Annotated in this window: 24 protein-coding genes; 7 read left to right on the top strand and 17 right to left on the bottom strand. The window is 50.3% G+C overall.

The genetic code is table 11. The features are described from left to right. Together HYT76_01780 and HYT76_01775 are read left to right on the top strand one after the other, a co-directional pair. On the top strand, positions 1–858 hold the full coding sequence (locus tag HYT76_01780) for a hypothetical protein (protein ID MBI2082276.1): 858 nt from the start codon (positions 1–3) through the stop codon (positions 856–858). Between the two features lie 38 nt (positions 859–896). Then, the gene (locus tag HYT76_01775) at positions 897–1313 is read left to right on the top strand and encodes a hypothetical protein (protein MBI2082275.1); all 417 of its coding nucleotides are present in this window, start codon (positions 897–899) and stop codon (positions 1311–1313) included. 68 nt (positions 1314–1381) lie between these two features. Here HYT76_01775 and HYT76_01770 read toward each other — a convergent pair whose 3' ends face one another. The 3 genes from HYT76_01770 to HYT76_01760 all read right to left on the bottom strand — a co-directional run bounded on the left by HYT76_01770 (position 1382) and on the right by HYT76_01760 (position 3656). Then, positions 1382–1738 (bottom strand): heavy-metal-associated domain-containing protein, encoded by a 357-nt coding sequence (locus HYT76_01770; GenBank protein MBI2082274.1) that lies wholly within the window; start codon positions 1736–1738, stop codon positions 1382–1384. A gap of 153 nt (positions 1739–1891) precedes the next feature. After that, positions 1892–2980 (bottom strand): phosphatidylserine/phosphatidylglycerophosphate/cardiolipin synthase family protein, encoded by a 1089-nt coding sequence (locus HYT76_01765; GenBank protein ID MBI2082273.1) that lies wholly within the window; start codon positions 2978–2980, stop codon positions 1892–1894. Then, positions 2973–3656, bottom strand: a complete 684-nt coding sequence (locus HYT76_01760) for a hypothetical protein (GenBank protein ID MBI2082272.1) — start codon at positions 3654–3656, stop codon at positions 2973–2975. Before HYT76_01760 ends, HYT76_01765 begins: the two co-directional genes overlap by 8 nt. 88 nt (positions 3657–3744) lie before the next feature. Between HYT76_01760 and HYT76_01755 the strand changes: the two genes are divergently transcribed. Together HYT76_01755 and HYT76_01750 are read left to right on the top strand one after the other, a co-directional pair. After that, positions 3745–5613 (top strand): pentapeptide repeat-containing protein, encoded by a 1869-nt coding sequence (locus HYT76_01755; GenBank protein ID MBI2082271.1) that lies wholly within the window; start codon positions 3745–3747, stop codon positions 5611–5613. A gap of 138 nt (positions 5614–5751) precedes the next feature. Further along, positions 5752–6381 carry a hypothetical protein gene (locus HYT76_01750; protein ID MBI2082270.1) on the top strand — a complete coding sequence of 210 codons (630 nt, stop codon included), beginning with the start codon at positions 5752–5754 and terminating at the stop codon, positions 6379–6381. An 87-nt stretch (positions 6382–6468) separates the two neighbouring features. On the opposite strand, the gene HYT76_01745 is transcribed toward HYT76_01750, so the two are convergent. From HYT76_01745 to HYT76_01720, 6 genes are all read right to left on the bottom strand, one after another. Continuing rightward, positions 6469–7836 carry an aldehyde dehydrogenase family protein gene (locus tag HYT76_01745; GenBank protein MBI2082269.1) on the bottom strand — a complete coding sequence of 456 codons (1368 nt, stop codon included), beginning with the start codon at positions 7834–7836 and terminating at the stop codon, positions 6469–6471. Then, positions 7833–8966 carry an iron-containing alcohol dehydrogenase gene (locus HYT76_01740; protein MBI2082268.1) on the bottom strand — a complete coding sequence of 378 codons (1134 nt, stop codon included), beginning with the start codon at positions 8964–8966 and terminating at the stop codon, positions 7833–7835. Before HYT76_01740 ends, HYT76_01745 begins: the two co-directional genes overlap by 4 nt. Further along, positions 8963–10324 carry a glutamine synthetase gene (locus HYT76_01735; protein ID MBI2082267.1) on the bottom strand — a complete coding sequence of 454 codons (1362 nt, stop codon included), beginning with the start codon at positions 10322–10324 and terminating at the stop codon, positions 8963–8965. Before HYT76_01735 ends, HYT76_01740 begins: the two co-directional genes overlap by 4 nt. A gap of 168 nt (positions 10325–10492) precedes the next feature. Beyond that, positions 10493–10738, bottom strand: coding sequence for a hypothetical protein (locus HYT76_01730; GenBank protein ID MBI2082266.1), 246 nt, complete (start codon positions 10736–10738; stop codon positions 10493–10495). 322 nt (positions 10739–11060) lie between these two features. Beyond that, positions 11061–11534: a hypothetical protein gene (locus HYT76_01725; protein MBI2082265.1), complete on the bottom strand. Its 474-nt coding sequence runs from the start codon at positions 11532–11534 to the stop codon at positions 11061–11063. Then, the gene (locus tag HYT76_01720; GenBank protein ID MBI2082264.1) at positions 11476–11688 is read right to left on the bottom strand and encodes a hypothetical protein; all 213 of its coding nucleotides are present in this window, start codon (positions 11686–11688) and stop codon (positions 11476–11478) included. Before HYT76_01720 ends, HYT76_01725 begins: the two co-directional genes overlap by 59 nt. 97 nt (positions 11689–11785) lie before the next feature. On the opposite strand from HYT76_01720, the gene HYT76_01715 reads away from it, so the two are divergent. Then, a complete protein-coding gene (locus HYT76_01715) occupies positions 11786–12352 on the top strand; it encodes a helix-turn-helix transcriptional regulator (protein MBI2082263.1) in 567 nt (188 codons plus the stop codon). Next, complete coding sequence (locus HYT76_01710; protein ID MBI2082262.1) at positions 12352–12861, top strand: hypothetical protein; 510 nt, start codon at positions 12352–12354, stop codon at positions 12859–12861. Before HYT76_01715 ends, HYT76_01710 begins: the two co-directional genes overlap by 1 nt. Here the strand turns inward: HYT76_01710 and HYT76_01705 are convergent. The 4 genes from HYT76_01705 to HYT76_01690 form a co-directional block, all read right to left on the bottom strand. Further along, complete coding sequence (locus HYT76_01705) at positions 12858–14132, bottom strand: MFS transporter (protein ID MBI2082261.1); 1275 nt, start codon at positions 14130–14132, stop codon at positions 12858–12860. The two genes, HYT76_01710 and HYT76_01705, sit on opposite strands and share 4 nt — an antisense overlap. 180 nt (positions 14133–14312) lie before the next feature. Next, the gene (locus tag HYT76_01700) at positions 14313–15014 is read right to left on the bottom strand and encodes a haloacid dehalogenase-like hydrolase (protein ID MBI2082260.1); all 702 of its coding nucleotides are present in this window, start codon (positions 15012–15014) and stop codon (positions 14313–14315) included. A gap of 7 nt (positions 15015–15021) precedes the next feature. Further along, positions 15022–15657 (bottom strand): hypothetical protein, encoded by a 636-nt coding sequence (locus tag HYT76_01695; protein ID MBI2082259.1) that lies wholly within the window; start codon positions 15655–15657, stop codon positions 15022–15024. Between the two features lie 463 nt (positions 15658–16120). Continuing rightward, on the bottom strand, positions 16121–16477 hold the full coding sequence (locus HYT76_01690; GenBank protein MBI2082258.1) for a PilZ domain-containing protein: 357 nt from the start codon (positions 16475–16477) through the stop codon (positions 16121–16123). A gap of 93 nt (positions 16478–16570) precedes the next feature. On the opposite strand from HYT76_01690, the gene HYT76_01685 reads away from it, so the two are divergent. Beyond that, positions 16571–16945, top strand: a complete 375-nt coding sequence (locus tag HYT76_01685; GenBank protein ID MBI2082257.1) for a hypothetical protein — start codon at positions 16571–16573, stop codon at positions 16943–16945. On the opposite strand, the gene HYT76_01680 is transcribed toward HYT76_01685, so the two are convergent. Genes HYT76_01680 through mutT form a run of 4 tightly spaced genes read right to left on the bottom strand, consistent with a single transcriptional unit; the run spans position 16942 to position 19743 of the window. Further along, positions 16942–17766, bottom strand: a complete 825-nt coding sequence (locus tag HYT76_01680; GenBank protein ID MBI2082256.1) for a transglutaminase family protein — start codon at positions 17764–17766, stop codon at positions 16942–16944. The two genes, HYT76_01685 and HYT76_01680, sit on opposite strands and share 4 nt — an antisense overlap. A 33-nt stretch (positions 17767–17799) precedes the next feature. Further along, a complete protein-coding gene (locus tag HYT76_01675) occupies positions 17800–18963 on the bottom strand; it encodes a pyridoxal phosphate-dependent aminotransferase (protein MBI2082255.1) in 1164 nt (387 codons plus the stop codon). After that, positions 18935–19372 (bottom strand): acyl-CoA thioesterase, encoded by a 438-nt coding sequence (locus HYT76_01670; GenBank protein ID MBI2082254.1) that lies wholly within the window; start codon positions 19370–19372, stop codon positions 18935–18937. Before HYT76_01670 ends, HYT76_01675 begins: the two co-directional genes overlap by 29 nt. Beyond that, positions 19369–19743, bottom strand: a complete 375-nt coding sequence (gene mutT / locus HYT76_01665; GenBank protein MBI2082253.1) for an 8-oxo-dGTP diphosphatase MutT — start codon at positions 19741–19743, stop codon at positions 19369–19371. The genes HYT76_01670 and mutT overlap by 4 nt, the downstream gene beginning before the upstream one ends. Positions 19744–19756: the final 13 nt, after the last annotated feature.

Genomic DNA, 19756 nt, shown 5'->3' with positions numbered 1-19756 from the left:
ATGAAGACTCCAAGTCCTACGGAAGAAGCAACGGTCGCTGTGATTCGGACGTTGTCGGAATTACCTCCTCTTCATGAACATCCGGCGATCGCCTCCGCAACCTCTGTAGGTGACATTGATCAGCTCGCGAGATCGTTGGCTACGGGCTCGGGATTGGTTGGCGGAGAAGATTTGTTTCAGCTCCAGGCAACCTCAAGAATTTTTGCCGAGAAATTGACATTCCGGTCCTTTGGTCAATGGGTCGGTCAGCTCTTTCAACCGATCGAGCAAATAGTGGGCCGATTCTCCCTTCTTTTGAGAGGTCCGGAGGAGGCTGCTAATCTGGGGAGTTTTTTGGATGCGGTTTTTGCTGAAGTTCATTCTGCAGAGATGGCTGCGAATCGTATTATCGAACAGGCACAATTCGCTGCCGGTCATATGCCACGAGACTCCGGAGCCGGTGGAAGAAGATATGGATTTACAGCTCTTCGTGGCACTGTTCTGGCGGTGGAGGGGGAAGAAGCGCCGAAGATCGGTCATGTTTGGTTTCAACCAGACTCCGCCTCCCCAGGTTGGACTCCACACAGGTCACAGCGAGGAGTCCCCCCTTCACTAGCGACAACGAGGATCTCTCAAATGGGGATGGTTGCGGATACAGCAGAGTTGGCGAGCCATTGCGAAAGGGCAACAAATGGTCTGGGTATTTTGAGAATCGTGGCTCGCGAGTTAGGCCCAAAAAAAACGGCGGCTCGATTTGTTACGGAGGTTAAATTTCTTGCGGCGCGCTTCCCAGGACCCTTGCCGGAAATTTTTACCAAACTGACAATTGGATTACTGATCTTTTTACCCCTTGGGTTACTTTCTGATTCCTCTGCTTAACCTCCTATGATATGAGGGCCTAAAAAAAGGGGGATCCAATGAACACCAAAAGATATCTGCTATCGGCAGTCGCCGTCTTTGTCTGGCTCACGATCTTCGGAATGATTTACCACGGCAAGATTCTGGAATCGACCTACATTGAAACGATGCAGTTCTGGCGTCCTGAGGCGGAGATGATGAAGTTGATGCATTTCATTTATCTCGGCCACATCCTCTTCGCCCTTTTCTTTTGTTATATCTACACGAAGGGGATGGAGACGGGAAAATCTCCGATCGGTCAGGGGTTGCGCTATGGATTATGGATTGGACTTCTTTTGCATCTTCCGATGACCGTTGCCCACTACGCCTATGTTCCTTATCCGGCGAAGCTCCTTGTCGCCTGGTTCATCGGCGGGATGATCGAGTCAACCGTCGCCGGTTTGCTTGTGGGAAAGATTTACCAGAAGGCGGGTTAAAAACAAGGGAGCTCAACCCAAGCAGAGGATTACCCGCCGGAGAGGCGGGTAATCCTAGCCCTTCTTTTTTAATGCGGCATTTCTGTGAACTTTTTATCTTTTTCCGAGGGGATTGCTTTAAACCCCAATTGATTAATCGATGTCACTATCGCCTCCCACTTCGTGACCGCGGGATCAATATCAACCGTACAGGTTCCAGCGGTATGATCACAGTTACTCAAAAAGACCCCGGCGTTTTTCCTTAATTCACTTTTGATCCTCTCCACATCTTTTGGATTCTTCATTCCCTTGACTTCAAAAAACAACTTTTCGGTTTTTACCTGCTTTTCCAGGCTAGCACCGTAGAGAATAGGGATAGAGAATGAGATCACCAAAATCCCGATGAGGATCATGAGGCCCCTCGCGATATTTTTTACCTTTTTCATAAAAACCTCCTTCTTTCCTGGATATCGTTGCAAAAGATTCGCCAAAAGGTGGGATCAAATTACTTTATTGAATTCATTGGAATTTTAGTGGGCGACGTGCAGCTTCCCCTGACGCTAACGCATACATTCTGTGACATTTCGTGACAGATTAGCCTAAAGCCACGCCCTGAAAAAAAAGAAAAACCGCTCTCTCAATCGGGTCCACCAGGGACGCCGTCTCCAAATCTCAAGGGAGAGCTCCTTTGAAAAGTTGAGATCTTCCGCAAACTGGACCATCAAGAGTCGGGCCTCTTCAGGACCCCGTCCTAAAAAATTAACCTCCAGATTATGGAAAAAACTCAGGGGATCCATGTTGGAGGTTCCGACGGTGTACCATTCGGTATCAATAGCGGCACTCTTCGCATGCAGGATACGCCCCTGGTACTCGTAGATTCTGACCCCGGCTCTCAGGAATGAAGAGTAAGTTGCTTGACTGGCCCAGCGGGCGATCGGGACATCGGTCGGGCCAGCAACCAAGAGGCGGACATCAACGCCGCGTCCGGAGGCCTTTCTCAAGGCGCGTCGGATTCCCCGATCCGGAATAAAATAGGAATTTGTGATGTAGATGAATCTTTTCGCATGGATGATCGCAGAAAGGTATTCTTCTCGAATGAGTCCCTTTCGGTTCCAACCATGACTTGCCAGGAGATGATGCTTTCTCCGACTCCAGTCGGGTCGTGGAATTTTTTCCCGAATAAAATCTTTTATGCGAAGCCTTTTCTCCTCCCAGGAGTCTTCGAAGAGTTGCACAAGTTTTTGAATCAGTTCCGGATCCTCAAAGCAGATCCCGCTGTCTCTCCAGGCTGTTTCGCCGGCGCTCGTGCGAGAGTATTCCGAGGCGATATTAAACCCGCCCAAAAAACCGATCCTGTGATCAACAATCATAATCTTTCGATGATCTCGTCTTCCGAAGTGCCTTCGAGGGGGAAGAAGCGGATTATATTCCTTGAGCCGCATGCCGGATTTTTCCAAGGCATCCAGGAATTTTGAGGACGTTCCACGACACCCCACGGCGTCATAAATGATGCGGACTTTGACCCCTTCCTTGGCCTTTCTCTTGAGAAGTTCACTAAAGCTGAGGCCGACATCGTCATCAGAAAAATAATAGAGTTCGATCTCGACGGACTCAGTTGCCTGCGCGATCGCTTGGCGGAGACTTGAAAAGAAGTCATCTCCCTCAAAAAAGAAGGTTAACTTATCCATTGAAGACGGCGGTTACACTGACGAGCATGATCATTGCCGTCATCGGGAGGCCGTAGCGACTAGCTATTTGATGGGTTGCCCCTCTTTCGATATAGAAATTATAGACACGATTCAGAAAGGCGAAGAAGGCACGCGCAAATGGCTGGCTTAGTTCATGTCGGGCCGGAAAGGTAGCGGTCGGCGCAATCCTCAGAATCTCATCCGCCTCTCCCTTGAGGTTATCGACGAGCATGATCGTTCTTGCGACGAGGTCTCGTGTTCTCTCGAGTGATTTCGGAGTCCAACCACTTTTGATCGCCTCAACCCTTCTGGACGCAGCATCGGCGGACCTTTGTATGACCCGGGCCTGAGCAATTGCCTTCCTTCTCATGAGCCATGACAAGCCATGACTCTTTCCCCTCGGCATGTTCACCGCCTGGATTCGGAGCCATTCCGCCTGCTGAGAGACATTATGCAAGTAACTTTGGAGGTGATGGATTGGTTGCGTCAGGACCCGTTCGGGCCCCCTCTCCTCTAGGATGCGCGGTGTCCTTGAAAAAATGGTGTCGAGGAGATCCTGTGCTGGTGTCAGGGCGATCGTCCTTGCCGGTTGGAGTTGCTCCAATGGCTGCGGGTAGGACGGTGCCGAGGTCAGCGAACGAAGGTATTCGGCATAGCGGCTTAAGGGGGGTGGCATTTGGTCGCTATTTCGTATTTCCCTCTGATGAAGTTGCTGCTTAAAAAATCCGCATCTTTATACCCCAACCCATCGAATAATAGGCTGAATGACTACCGTAGCGGCGACAGCGCTTGGAGGTCCTGCGATTCCAATCATGCCGTCTTTTGTAACGGACGCGGGATCACTGGTCAGTGGTCGAGTGGCTCAATCATTTAAGGGAGCCCTTCCTGGAATCAGTCTCGCGGTTCTCACCGCTGCTGCCTACCCCTCCCTCAGCCGTTTCGTGAAGAGAGAGGAAACCGATCTGAGTCAAGGTCAACTATCGGACCCGTTTTTACAGATCGGAATCCTTTTAGGGGTGGCTGCTATTCTTGCCGGTGCCTTCTTTCTCTCCTCAAGAATAACGATCGACGGAATCGGTCGGTTCAATCCCCCGAACCGGCTCTTTCCACCAGGCTCAACGCTCTGGCCGAATCCACCGGCGGGTGGGATGCGGACAAACCAGGAAATATTTGACTCGGTCATCAGCCGCTATTTTCAGAAAAAGCCGAATTCGATGAATCCATTTTATATGGTTGATGAACTGCTGCAGGAAGGGGGGGTGAGGGTCCGACATGAGTTCATCGGATTTCGTTCCGTCCAGATCATCGATATGAGGGGTGTTCATATCAAGGGGCTTGATCTGAAATCGGTCAAGTTTTCAGGTGGGACGTATCTTCCCGGAAGCAAGGAGAACGTCTTCATCGATTTCTCCGGCTCCGTCTTTGAGGATTTCAAACTGACGGACGGTTACTTCCGAAACTGTCTCTTTGATGATGTGCAGATGAAGGGGATCCATTTAATAGAGACGCCGTTCGATTTCTGTCAATTTAGCGGTGGGACGACGATCAGTGGGACGATCGAGACAGGGGGGTATGGTGGATATTTTGGAAGATGCTTTTTTGATGATGTTCATTGGGAATCAATAACACTCAGAAACATCCGATTTGATCGCTGTGCCCTGCAAGGGAATCTCTTCAACAGATGCATCTTTAAAGGTGTTACTTTCAAAGGAGAGGCGGGAGACAAGTTTCACCATATCAAAAACTCGCGTTTTGACCGATGTCAGATCCAGAATACGATCTTTGAATGGGTGTCCGTTTCAAAAAGCAGCTTTCCCGGCTCCCTCTTTTATCAGACGACATTTAAAAATTTCAGGGGGATCCATGTTGATTTCAGCTCACTACCGAAGACAGAAGAAGGCTGGCAGACAGTCTTCACCGAATGCTACTTCGGGCTGGACTCCCATTTTACTCGGTGTCATTTCAGGAATTCCCTCATGTCAGGGACCAAAATTTCCTCCCTGCTTCCCCAAGATCAAGACGCTCGGTCGCTTGGCATCCTTTTCGAGGATTGTGACTTCGCCGGATTTCAGTTTGTCAATGATCCGAGGAGCGTGAAGAGCGGTTTTGTTGCCCAGCTGATGGGAACAGAATTTCGCCGTTGTCAATTTCCAGAGGCTGTTTTTGATCCGGCCGTTGAATTTGGCGACCTGAGAGCCTCTTTGATTATTGATACCTGTGATTTCACGCGTGCCCGGTTCTCCGAGCGTCGAACCCAAGGTTTTTTTGGGGCAACGATCTTGAGGGACCGCGTGATCTGGAGGGGTTGGAATAATCTGGAAGAGGTCCATTGGGAGGGGGTGAAGCTGGCTGACGTGCCGCATGGGATCTTCGGAATGGAGATCGAGGGGAATTTTACACGGGGGTATCTCGAAGGGGCGGATCTCTATCAGGTAAACCTGGGTCAGTCGCTCATCGACCAGATTATTCTGCGTGGGGCGAGCTGTCAGAAGACTGTTTTCAGTCGTTGCCGGAGTGTTTATACAGCGAGAGTAGATACACGAACCGGTCTTTGGAAGTCTCTCCTGCCACGGTATTTAATCGATTCACCGATCAAGCGGGAAGGGCAGAAACAAGGGGCGCAGTTTGTCTAATCAGAATTAACCCACAACTTCCTTTCTTGATATTCGATTCAACAGGTGACCAGAAGGTACCTGGTACCTTTTGGTTCTAACAGGGGGATCAGGACGCATTGGGTTGTCCACGCAGTGAGGAATTTCAGGCGATGATTGATGGATATCATTCCGGCCAATAAAAAAGGGGGGACGATGGAACCGACAACAGCCGCTCCGAAGATCGCGGTGAGACAGGTCAGTTTTTCGGCCAGAAATCTCCCACCTCCCGATTTTGAAATATTATACGGTTTTGGACAATCTTACTTTAGAGAGTCTGGTTCCCCATCAGTTGACGGGACCCTCACGACGGATCAGGTGATGAAGGTCGGTCTCCGTTGGACGCCGAGACCTAAGGATCTCTTGTCATTTGAGGCGGCGTCGCATGTCGTCCTTCGAAGTCAGGAGGATGATAAGACGATCGATGAGACCGCTGCTGATCTCGAGGTTGGTGGAAGGCTCCTGCTATTTGATAGAGAGGATATGGGACTTGCCCTTTTTCTTGGTGGTCTTGCTGAGGTGGGGGCGAATTTCGGTGGTGCCGATCTTCTCTCTGAATATGATCCGACCCTCATGCAGCGTTATGGTGCGGCGGCCAGATTAGAGGCCCCTTTCAAAAAGGGAAATGGAAAGGAAGTTTTCAAGCTCGGTTTAGGGGTCGATGGGGGAAGCTATACTGTCGGGGTTGATCCGATCACTCGTACGGGACTCTATTATGCAGTGACGGCGCAGCTTAACCTTAGGTTTTAACCCCTCCTCCGCGGTATCATTGATGTCATTTACCTCCCCTTAGTTTAAGGGGAGGTGCCGGTTGTATCGGAAATAATGGGAGAGGGGTTAAGGACGACGTAAATGATACGCCTTCGGCTTCACAAATGGATAAAGCCCTAAAAAAGAGAGTGTCGAGCCGAGTCCCGAATGTTTTCTCCCGGACCAGGGGAGGTAGGGGGTGACCCGGTCGCAACAGTTCCAGTAACCGGTCCCGACATCGATTTGCTCTAAAATCCGCCGAGCACGTTTTTCATCCGAGGAATAGATCGAGGCGGTCAGTCCATAATCAGTGTCGTTCATGAGCCGGATCGCCTCTTCGTCATCCTCTACTTTCTGAATACCGATCAGGGGTCCGAAGGTTTCCTCTCTCATGAGATTCATTGTGTGATCAACGTTCGTGAATACAGTCGGTTCAAAAAAGGCCCCTTGGGTCCCCCACCGTTTACCACCTATCAGGAGTTTTGCGCTACGGTGGAGGGCGTCTTTTACTTGGGCCTCTAGTAAGACGACCTGTTGCGGACGGGCGAGTGGTCCTTGAGTCGTTTGTCTGTCCAAAGGATCACCGACCTTCAGTTTTTTCACTTCGCCCAAAAACAATTCAAGAAAGGGCTCAAAGATCTTTTTGTGGACGTAGATCCTTTCGACGGCGCAGCAGCTTTGCCCGTTGTTGTAAAAGCTCCCCTCCACCGCCGCGGCCGCAACGGACGGGATCTCTTTGACATCATCGGCGACATAGAGGGGATCTTTTCCTCCTAACTCGAGCCCGAGAGGGATCAGTCGAGAACCGACCTGGTTCGCGATCGCCTGTCCGGTTCGATAGGAACCGGTGAAGAAGAAACCATCCAGAGGAAGGGCGAGCAGTCGTTGGCCGACAGGACCACCCCCCACCACCGGTTGAAAAACCTCACGCGGGATCCCTGCCTCCCAAAGAAGACGTGTGATCTCGAGGCCTGTGAGGGTCGCATATTCAGAAGGTTTATAGAGGACGGCATTGCCACCGATCAGGGCTGGGACAAAGATATTCACCCCGACGAGGTAGGGGTAATTCCACGCAGAGATGTTGGCGACGATCCCCAGAGGTTCGAAGGCGAGTTGTTCCGAGATCCCAGGTTCCTCGTGGGTGACACGCGGTTTCAAGATCTCTTCCGAGTTATCAATAAAAAATTGGATCCTTTTCCGCGCGCCAGTGATCTCGTTGAATGATTCCCGAAGCGGTTTTCCCATCTCTTGTGTGAGGGTTCGGGTCAGAGATTCTTTATTCTGATCAAGAAGGGCAGAGAATCGGGAGATAATCGCGATACGTTCCTTCAAAGGAATCATTTTCCAGATTTTTTGTCCTTTTAGCAGGGAATTGTATTTCTCTTGGATCGAGACAGCGGAATCTTCTTCGATCTCTTGAAGAAGTGCCTCGGTGGCTGGATTGAAAATCTTCACAGAAGTTCCCGATACATCCTCTCAAAGTCTGCTTTTGTCACCGACCTTGGATTGCACTGATGACAACCATCCTGGACCGCCAGTTCGACGAGCCGCGGCATCATCTCTTCCTTGATCCCCACATCGCGAAGCCGTTTGGGGATCCCGATCGCGTCGGTCAATTTTCGAATAGAGGCAATGAATCCATCGGCGCTTTTGTCTTTTAATCCCAGATGGGTGGCGAGTGTCGCGAGTCGTTTCTCGACAACCTCTTTGTTAAACTCAAGGACCCTCGCGAGACAGAGGGCGTTTGCAAGGCCATGAGGGACATTGGCGACTGTCGTCAAGGGATGGGCCATCGAGTGGGTTGCGCCAAGTCCCTTCTGGAACGCAACAGCCCCCATCATCGCCCCCATCAGCATCCCTTCACGCGCCTTCATGTTTTTCCCATCCTTGACCGCAGTCTCCAGATTCTCCATCACCAGTCGTGTCCCCTCGAGGGCGATCCCGTCACAGATCGGATGAAAATCCTTCGCGAGATAGGCCTCGATATTATGCGTCAAGGCATCCATGCCGGTGGCAGCTGTGATATGGTGAGGAAGCCCCAAGGTTACCTCGGGATCGGCGAGAACCAATTTGGGAAGGAGCGATGGGGAGAAGATAATATGTTTGATCCCCGTATTATCCTCGCTGATAACGGCGCTGCGGCCAACCTCAGAGCCGGTACCGGCGGTTGTCGGGATGGCGATGATCGGCAGGATAGTGGATGGAATTTCTTTAGGACCGCCATCCTGATACTGAAAAAGTTCCCCCTCCACACAGGCCATCAGCGCGATCGCCTTCGCCGTGTCCATGGGAGATCCCCCCCCGACGGTGACAATACAGTCGGCCTCAATTTCACGGCAGATCTTGGCACCCTTTGTGACATCGCTGAGCCAGGGGTTCGGGTGGACATCGGAATAGACAGCGGGGTTAAAATCTTTGAGTTCATTGAGGATCGTTTGAAAAAAGGGTTGGGCGACAACCCCGCGGTCGGTGACGATGAACGGGCGTTTGCAGCGACGCTGTGTCAGTTCTTGTCGAAGGAGTTTGATAGCTCCTGCGCCGAAGCGGATGGTGGTAGGGAAATAAAAATTGTGAATTTCTGTCATATAATCTCGAAATATCTCTTCAATTCCCAATCTGTCACTGCCTTATTATACTCTCGAACCTCCCATTCGCGTGTCCTTGCGTAATGGTCTACAAACGCCTCTCCCAAAATCTCCCGGGCCAATTCGCTCCTCTTCAGGCGATCGGTCGCCTCGGCCAAAGATCGAGGGAGATACGGGACCTCCTCTTTGGGGAGGTCATAGGCATTCCCCGTGACGGGGGGGACGAGCTTCATTTTCTTTTCAATTCCATAGAGGCCCGAGGCGAGTGTCGCTGCCATCGCGATGTAGGGATTCAAGTCAGCGCCAGGGGTTCTCTGTTCCACTCGGGTCGATTTAGGATCCTGGCCGAGGATCATCCGAAGGGCTGTTGTCCTATTTTCGATTCCCCAGGTGGCGTTGAGAGGGGACCAAACCCCAGGGACCGATCGCTTGTAACTATTGACCGTCGGGCAGTAGCAGGCCATTAAATCGTGGAGTCCGTGCAAGACACCGGCGAGAAAATTTTCAAAGAGAGGACTTATTCCAGACTTGTTTCGTTCATCGGCGAAGGCGTTGGTTCCATTCTTCCAGACACTGATATGGGTATGACCACCACAGCCGGGGAGTTGATCGTTCCACTTCGCCATGAAGGTTGCGACCTTCCCGTCTTTGTAGGCGAGTTCCTTAACGGCGGTTTTGAAAAGGATCGCGCGATCGGCGGCGTCAAGCGCCTTCGTATAGAGCAGTGCCGCTTCCATGACGCCCGGTCCTGTCTCTGTGTGGATCCCTTCGATCGGGCAGTCAAACGCCTTCATCTTTTGGACAAGGCTCGTGATGAACTCGCTACGGGCGGAGGAGCGGAGGATTGAATAACCAAACATCCCAGGGCTCGCGGTCTTAAGATTTCGAAACCCCTTTTCGTGGAGGGAGTGGGGGGTTTCATCGAAGAGAAAGTACTCGAACTCGACCGAACAATAAGGTTCGAGTCCCGCCTTGCGGTATTTTTCAATCACCTTTTTCAGAAGATTCCGTGGGCAGGCTGGATACGCCTCTCCGTTTTTGAGGTAAAAGTCACCCAAGACAAACGCACGATCCTCTTCCCACGGGATTTTACGAAATGTGGCCGGATCGAGCTTCGTCAAGACATCCGGATAACCGGTATGCCATCCGGTCAGTTGGACATTATCGTAAAGGACATCGGCGCTGTCCCACCCAAAGACGACATCGCAGAATCCGAAACCTTTTTCCAGGCTCGAGAGGAGTTTTTCCTTCGCGATATATTTTCCGCGAAGGATGCCGTCGATATCACAGACAGCGACCTTGACCTCGGGATGGGGTGATTTCTCAACATAGGCGATCAATTCTTCCTTGGTCGGCATGGGTACCCGAAGCCCTACAACGCTATTTTTTTTAATTCAAGAAGATCAAAAAGCACGAATTTTTATTTAATCTCAACCGCCTCTTTGCGGATTTGGTGAAGCAACGGGGAAACGAGATTGCTTTGATAATCCTTCAAGGAAAAAGCAACTGGTTCAATGGAACTGTCTTTATGATGGAAGGGAAAAGGCAATCAAGCCGGTTCCCAAGAAGGCAAACAGCGGTGCCCCATATCTTACGGAACCGCAGGCGGCGCCGACTATACATCCCATTCCACTGAAAATAGTTCCAGATGCAACAGCGCCCCATTGTGCCTTGCAAGGTTCATCGCTAAGGCGATTAAAAACAGCGATAGCCACCAGTGCCCCAACACCACCAAGAACAGCGTTCCCAAGCGCATATTTGGGGAGGCTCATCCTCCTCCTTCCTGATATTCTTGCAAGAATTTCCGGAGCGAAACCTGATAGGATTGTCGCACCCATGCTACTCGCTATCCAGCCTGTATAAGTAAATCGAGAAGAGGGGGGTGGTTGTGGTACTGGCTCTGGTGCGGGAGCAGAGCCCTCCCTCGGTAAAGCTGGTGATGCCAAAAGGTTACTAATAATTGCCATAAGCCCCTCCTCGTGTTTTTAGATCCAAGCCTGTCTGCTTACTATGCCATTTCATCGCTAAAATCCGAAAATGGTTGCTTGGGAAAAATCTATTTTTCGGTTTGGGTCGGGGGAGATTTTTTCCTGATTATCGGGATTTCTTGTCTTGTTTTTTCTTTGCCTGCTCCAGGATTTCGAGATCTCTTTCATCATGTGGCCTTCCTGCCTCTTTTTTCGCGCGAATGGTCTCTCCCAGTCCCAAAACAAAGATCTTTTCGGAACCGTAATGATCTTCACATCGTTTCTTCCAAGCCTCCTTAAAGGGGAGGGTCCCGATCCCCATCAGGATATCAATCCGGTTTGGTTCAATTCCGACTTGGTAGACCATTTTCGGATTCGAGAGGTCCTGAGGTGTCAGGTCTCGCAGAGGAGCCCCAAACTTCTTGAGGGCTTCATAAACTTTTACCGCATTCCGAGGATCTGGATTGATCCAGATATCGATATCCTTCGTGTAACGTGGTTCCGTATGGTAAATGACCGCGTAGGCCCCGACAACAATATATTCAGCCCCCGCGGTGTTTAAGTGATGAAACAGTTCTTCGAAGTCTTTGTTGATTGGCATATCGAGAATTCCAGTTGGGAAGATCGAGAACCATCTCCCACGCCGCCTCGAATTTTCCCTGAGTCCCAACACGTCTCCAAAATTCGAGATCAAAATCTTTGTCGCATCCCTCCAGCGGGACAAACCGCTCCATGACAACCTTTTTTTTCGACATAGACAATTGTTTTTTATCACACTCTTCCACGATTCGAAAGTTAATTCTAATGACAAGGCCTATTGACATACTTAAGTATGTCAAATAAAATGTGCCCATGAATCCGATCGTCAAGGCAAGGGAAGAGAAGGGGCTCTCGCAGCGCCGTCTGGCGGCGCTGGCCGGGATTTCGTTCCGAACCCTCCAACTGCTGGAGTCGGGGAGACATGATCCGCAAATCTCGTCACTCGAGAAGATCGCCACGGCCCTCGGATATTCAAGGCATGCCTTCGGGAGATTCATTGAGTCATTATTTGAATCACCTCCCGATTCGGTTGTCGGGATTTCAGAACATATCCTCGAAGAAGGAGAAGGGAGCTGGAAGAGCTGGCTCTTTAGTTTTGTCGATGCCTTCAGGACAAAACCGAAGAGGGGTTTCGTTGATCTGTCTCCCCTGCCGGAGACACCTGTTTCTATGAAGGCGCTTCTTGCCTCGACGGTCGAGACCCTTTGCGATGAAGTCGGGATGACGTGCCCGGAGTGGTGTCAGTCGGTGCCCCCTCTGGCCGAGCCCTGGTTTGTTTCTGGCATGGAGAGTCTTAAGGCGATGGCCCTTATCGAAAGTCCAGTTCACTTCAGAAAAAGAAATATTTTTGTCTTAGAAAACTTTTTGAAGAGGATCTAATGCTTTCTGTAGCGCTGATCAAAAAACTCTTTCGTGCTCTCAATGAAGAGCTTCGTTCGCTAGACGCGAAGGGAGAAATTGGAATTTGTGGTGGTGCTGTGATGTGCCTCGTTTTTCAGGCCCGAAAATCAACAAAAGATGTCGACGGGATCTTTCATCCAACGAAGGAAATCCGTAAGGCGAGCGAGAAGGTTGCAAAAAAACTTGGCGTGCCACCGAACTGGCTCAACGATGCTGCCAAGGCCTACTTTCATGTCGATCCTCCACGCGAGTCTGTTATGGAGCTCTCTCATCTTCGCGTCTGGGCACCACGTGCCGATTACATGCTGGCGATGAAGTCTATTTCAGCCCGATTCGATACGCACGACAAGGAGGACGTTAAGTTTTTAATCGATTATCTTGGGATCAAGAAACCTCGTGAGGTTTTTGAGATTATTTCAAAATACTATCCAGACAGCCAGATCCCTCCAAAGACCAAGTTTTTTGTCGAAGAGTTGATGGGAGACTAGGAAGATAGCCTGTGCGGTGCCTCGGTCTTCCACCGGGTCGCCATCAGGAGGGCGCCAATCAGAGCCAGTCCCACGAAGATATAGAAGAGAAAATTCCAGCCAAAGGCTTGGGAGATGTAGCCAACCAGGATCCCTTCGAGCGCGGCACCGATCGAGCCCATGCCATTGATAAATCCGGCAGCGGTGGAGGCCCCCTCTTTTGTGCCAAAATCCATCGCCGCAGCGCCGGTCATGATCGAGTCGGGGCCGTAGGTCATAAAACCGATCAGCGCCATACCGACCACATTCCAGAAATTCCCCATAAGGACGAGATGGGTATGGGCGTAGAGGCTGATCGCGAGCCCCAAAAACATCAGTGTGCAGATCGGCCCACGTCTCGAACCGAAAAGTTTATCAGAGGCGTATCCCGCGAAGACCGCCCCTAGAAAACCAGCAACCTCGACCGCGATCGAATAATAACCGGCCTGGTCTGCCTTATACCCCAGTTTTTCTACCATATAGAGCGGGAGCCAGAACATCAGCGAATAGCGGATCAGTTTGAGACAAAAATAGCTGAGTCCACAGAACCAGACGGTACTATTCGAAAGGACCTTTCGGATCGTCGAGCTTAAGGGACGGAGCTGGGTGACTGTCGTTTCCCCAGATTCCTCTTTTTCGACCTCCCCATGATAGGATTCGATATCTGGGAGACCGACATCTTCAGGTTGCTCTCTCTGAAGGAGGATGAAAAGGAGTGCAATGCCCAAAAGGATTGCTGCGGGGACATAGAAGGAATAACGCCAGCCCCAGAGACTCAAGAGATAGGCGGCAAGGGCGGTCGCGGCAGCGGAACCGATCTGATAACAAGTTCCCCACCACCCCATGACAACGCCGCGCTCATGGACGGAGAACCAGTTTGCCATTGTCTTTACAAGTCCGGGCCATCCGGTCGCCTGGGCGTAGCCATTGAATCCATAAAGGACCATCATGAAACCGGCGGTTGTCCCGATCGGAAAAATGAAATTGGAGACGGCAGCAACGACAAGCCCAATACCGACGGTGATCCGAGACCCCAATTTGTCACCCAAAATTCCATTGAGAAACTGTCCGATGGCGTAGGTAGCGAGATAGGCGGTGCCGATATAGCCGAGCTGGAGGTTATCAAATCCAAACTCCTCTTTCAGCGAAACTTTGACAACGGCCAGGTTTTTTCGACAGAGGTAAAAACCGGCATAGGCGATCCAGGTGATCGCAAAGATGCGGATTCGCCAAAGCGAATATCGTGACTTCATGTTGTCAAAAGGGGTCATTGTTAAAATTGCGAATCGGCATTGCCGGGAGCGGCGGGGTACCCAATGAGATTCAGCAGACAATGAAAACGCGCGGCAGTACTGCGCGAAGGTTCATTGGCTGATGGATCCATTAGGGTCGCCGCGGAGGCACCTGACGATGAACAATTTTGGCAATGATCCCTAATCAACTAGTGATCCCTTTTGAACAACCCAACCTCTTTCTAGAGCAACCCTCTGACATTCTTTATTCCCGTGGTCAATGAAAAGGGCAATCTCTGTCGCCATTTCCATCATCGGGAAGTCAGAGGCGCTGTCGCCGGCAACAAAGTTTGGGGGGCGGCCGATTTTTTGCTCGATCACCTCTCGTTTCCCCTGTCCCACAGGCTCCGGTTTGACAGGAATATTGGTCAGGATACCGTCTTTTACGGTCACCGCCATTCCGACAGAATGGTCGACAGGGAGTTCGAGTTGCTGAATCGTTGTTTCGACGACCCATCGGTTCGAGGCCGAGATAATCCAGATCTCAAAACCGGCCTGTTTCATTCGTTTCATGAGCTCTTTCATCTGAGGAGAGAGCCGGATCCCTTGGGCGACTTGAATACCCCCCAATTCCTTTTTCCCGATCTCTTTTTTGAGTTCCCTCCGAATCGCCTCTTGGCAAGCTGAATAAATCTCCTCCTCTTTCATTCCGGCCATCAGTGAGACGACCCAGGGGTAGGCGACAATCCCTCCCTCCTTTTGAACCTTTTCATAATATTCCCTGATGCGGCTCGCTGGGAGCTTTCCCTCCTCCACCAAAAAATGAAAAAATGCCTCCCCGCAGTCGTTTTTGATGATTGTGTTGTCGAGGTCGAAGACGGCGAGGGGTGGTGGTTTTGACATTGAGTATCTATCCAGAGGGGGTCCCCAAAAAATCGAGGCTGTCATTTTGTAATCTCGCAAAGGGGCCTCTAAAAATTTTTTCGGAGACAATAATTCTCTCAATCAGAGGATTCCTAACATTTATGAGCCCAAAAGATTTATTTTGTCGTGCTGCTAGGAGGGCAAGCCATTTTGTAACAGCCGATGCAATTCCTTTATTGTGAGATTCTCCGATAACTATGTCTAACAACCTCAAACAATCTCTTTCTATTCGATAAGTTTGTGTTCCTACAGGATTATCATTGAGGGTGATGATTAAAGATCCTCTCCCTAACAGTTGTGCTTCCTCCTCCACTGTCATGTCTGGAACAATTTTCAGAATGTTACCCCCTTTTCTGGCTATAACCTGAGTTTGTGAAAGATCAGTTCTTGATGATGGAGAAATAAGTCTCCATCCTTTACGTGTCTTGTAGTTCCCCCCCCAGAAATTCCAGCGGGCATTCCCGACTCCAAGGCGTTTCAAACAGACGACAGCAATGATTCCTGCACCAACAGCAGCAGCACCCAAAAACGGTTTCGTTATATCCCGTTCGTAGTTTGATGGATTGAAGGGATTGTAGTCAAATTCCCATGACGAGCGGAGGATTTGGGTGGCGGAAAGCACGTAGGGATTATCGAGACTACCTTGGAAAAGTTTCGCTATTTCAATAAATTACCGCCCCCGATATCGGAGCGAGCGGATCTTCTTTTTAGTCTTCCTTTTTCTCTTTCGAATCGCCATCTTAGTTTTTTTGTACATGGTCAGTCTCCTTATACAACTATAACGCCCCCTTCAAATATTGAAAATGCAACATGGATCCCCCTCTTACATTAAGAGGGGGATAGCATTCAAATTCTTTTTAGATTTATTGATAACCCCTCAGTTTAACCCTTGAAGGACCCGAGGACCTGTTTGAGGCCCACCTTTAAGAAGAGCAATTTTGCGGCGGGAAGCCTTGGACCGGACTCCCCCGCTTGTCGGGGGAGATGTCCACCGGAGGTGGACAGAGGGGGCGTGGAGCAAAATTGCGGAACCATACCGGGCGAGTTCCGCAGGGTCCGGAAAGGGTGAAACTGAGGGGTTAACTTTATTGCAACTCTGCCGGTGTGAGGAACGGTGTCAGACTGGGAAGTGGCTGGGTAAATTCCAGACCGATCGTCCGATGGTCCCTCGCATGATGGACCACCTTTGCCAGAAGACGCCAGATCTGGTTCCCCATATTGAGATGCAGGGCGACCTCTTTCTGTGGGGTCAAGGTCTCCCACGGGACATCAAGCTTCAAGAGGAGTCCGATCCCTCCCTGGCTGATATTTAGGGGTTGGGCATCGATTTCAATCGATCGGGGGGTGGTGCTGAGGAGCGAACCGCCCGTTAAAACCAACTTTGCATTAAGCGCTGATCCAGACAGGACCTCTCTTCGCGGGTACTTTCTTTTTTCCGACAAGAGTTCCTCCCTAAGGGGTGCGTCAGTCGATCGTAACTTCGCTGAATCAGGAAAGAAGTTGCGAACTTTTTGGGTTGGGATCATAAATTGCGTATGCGTTGTGTTTACTGTCATGAAAAGGCCGGTTTTTTTAAGAGAACTTGCCCTGATTGCCTGAAATTAGTCGAGGCGGTGAACCAGCTCCCCTCCTCTTTTGGGTTTCGCCAGTTCTTGGATTTCCTTCTTGAGACGGGGGTTTCGACGGAAAAGATCGATAGATTCCTCGAGGCGGATCCGGACGGGGAAGGGACGATCCACAATCGAATCCTTGCGCGGATGACGAATGAGGTGATGGGGGCGCTCGGACAACCGTCCCATCTGAAACCGGAGGATGTGAAGAAGGTGAGGGAGCAGATTGTCTCCGGGAAACCCCCTTCCTCCACAGACGCTGAAGTCGTCGACTATTCACAACTCAAGGGGAAGAGTTAATGCATCTGATCGACCTTCGGTCGGAGTTCCGCGATACATTCTTCAATAAACGATCGATCAGGGGCGGTCGGTTCGCGTACGAGGTAGCTCTCAAAATCTTTCAGGGCTGAGGAATAACATTCCAACTGATAGTGAACCATTCCCCGTTCTTTGATCGAATCAGCGGCGAGGGGGTTGAACAGGAGCATCTTGTTCAGGATATTCAGCGCCATCTCAAATTCCTTTTTCGACATGTAGATGATTTTTAGATTCGAAAGCATTCGGGTGAGAATTTCGCGATGGGTCGCGGGCCTCAGGTATTCGGACCGAAAGGGGAGCTGATCCCCATACATCTCTGAAAGCATTGTCTTGCAATGTTCTTCTGTCAGGATCTTGCCTCCATAAAAGGGGTCGAGGAAAAAGGTCTCACGACCATCTTCGTAACGAACCAGGGCATGCCCCGGGAAACCGACAACACTGACCGGGATACCGAGGCGCCTTCCGATCTCGACATAAAGGACGGAAAGCGTGAGAGGAATCCCCATCCTCCGATCCAGGACGTCATTAAAGAAACTATTCGAAGGGTTGTAGTAGTCGGAGCTGTTTCCGCGAAACCCCTCGTCGGTGAAAAGGTAGGAATTCAGTGCCTCTACGATCTGACGACCCCCTTGAACATTTTTGACATGAAGCTCAGCTCGTTTTGCAAACTCATCTAACCTCTCGAAATATTGTTCCAGTTTTAGTTCGGGATATTTTTCACGCGCGACGAGGAGGACAATGCGGTCGAGGGAGTACTGTTCGATATTCAGTGTCGAGAGATCTTCCAGGGTTTGAGGATTCATCGTTCCGGATTATACAGGAAGAAGGGTGTGATGTCATCCGAGGCGCGAAATAAAATCACCGACCGCCTGGAGTCCCTCCTCAAGTTCCTCCTCTTTTGTCAAGAAGGAAATCACGAAGTGGATCCCTTTTTCATAATCATAGAAATACCCCGGATGCACGAAGACCTTTTTTTCCTTCATGAGACGGATCACAAACTCTTCTTCTGTGAGACCGACCGATTTTTGAATTTTTGCCATGAGATAGAAACCGCCAGCAGGTTCGACAAATCGGATCGTGGAGAATCGACGAAGAGTGCCTATTGCCCTCTCGCGACGACGATGAACCTCCGCATGATATTCTTGAAGAAAGGACTCTCCTTCTCTGAAAAGTGAGGGAAGGGTCTCTTGAACAGGGATATGGACAGAGAGAAAGGTATCCGCCGTGGTTTCCAGGTGATCCACCATCGGGCGGACCCTGGATTCCTCGCCGGTGACAGCAATCCAACCCAATTTTAAGGCAGGGAGGGCAAACATCTTCGAGATGCCGTTCAGTGTGAAGCAGAGTCTTGGAGAGCTCTCCACCATCGCGCGAGGAAATTTTCCTTTTTCAAAATAAAATTCGGAAAAGACCTCATCGCAAATGAGCGGGATCTCGTTTTTATTGGCCCATTCAGTGATGGCGAGGAGCTCTTCGCGACGGAGGACAGCCCCTGTTGGATTATGGGGGGAGATCAGGACAATTCCTCTTGTCCTGTGATCGGTTTTTCCCTGGAGATCTTGCATGTCGATTGACCAGTTTTTCTCCTCATCGAGGGAGTATTGGCGAAGTTCAACACCGGCAAGTTTGGCAATATGATCAAAAAGGGGATAAGAGGGGTTCGGTGTGAGAATGTTGTCGCCTGGTTTTGCCAAAAGGGAAAAGAGATAAAAAAAAGACTCGCTCGTTCCGGAGGTCAGCAGGATATTTTCTTTCTGCAGAGAGGCGCCGTTTTTTGCATAATATTTTTGGATCGTCTCTCGGGCGACCAAGAGTCCCTTCGGATCGGGTCGATAATCCTGATGGTTAAAATAGTTCTCATAACTTTTTTTCAAAGGTCCTGAAGGAAAACGGATCCCTTGCTCATTGGGATTCCCGGAGAAAAGTTTCCGGATCTCTTTTCCCTCGGAGATGAGTTGGCGGTAGGTTTTTTCAATCAGGTTTAAATTTTCGTCCTTCAAGGTTTTCAATCTTTTTAAGCAGCAAGAGGGGTACGGGAAAGCTCTTCTGTTTTTTGTAATTAAACATCACCTGAACTGTTCGCGCCGTGGCAACGAGTCGGCCTGTTTTTTTCTCACGGATTTCATATTCAAATTGAAAACTTTTATTACCGATCTCCGCAATTCTCGCCCCCACGACAAGCGTCTCATCGATAGTCGCCGGAGATTTAAAGCTGCAGGTCGCCTCGGCCACGATGAAACCAAAGGCGGTTTGGGCATTCATGGTTCGGAGGTCGAGCGCCTTCAGTTTCTTGTAATACTGTACACGTGCATGCTCCATGAAGGAGAAGAATCGGGCATTGTTGCAGTGACCCATTGGGTCACAGTCGGAAAAAAATATCGTTACTTCAGTGGTTACGGGAAATTTCATATTAAAGCCTTAATTACCCCCACATCAGCCGGCGGGAATTCGTAGTTGGGGAACTCATCCGGCTTAATCCATCGGATTTCACGGCACTGGATAGGTTTCGGTGTCCCATCGGTGATTTCACACAAGACAAAGTGCAAATGAACGCGGCCATGGGGATAATCGTACCACTCGTCTTGAAGACGCTTCAGGGGGGTGACTGTGACGTCGATCTCCTCCTGACATTCGCGGATAATGCACTCTTCGATTGTTTCACCGGGCTCGATCTTGCCACCCGGAAATTCCCAACAGTGACCCATCGGTGAATTCTCGAGACGCTTCGTGATGAGAAACTGGTCGTTGCCCTTGATAACAGCAGCGACCGCCTCGATCATTTCTCTCCCCCCT

It is taken from the genome of Deltaproteobacteria bacterium (assembly GCA_016180845.1).
GTDB lineage: Bacteria > UBA10199 > UBA10199 > JACPAL01 > JACPAL01 > JACPAK01.
The sequence above is the reverse complement of the archived record's forward strand: the minus strand, read 5'-3'. Positions and strand labels throughout refer to the sequence as shown.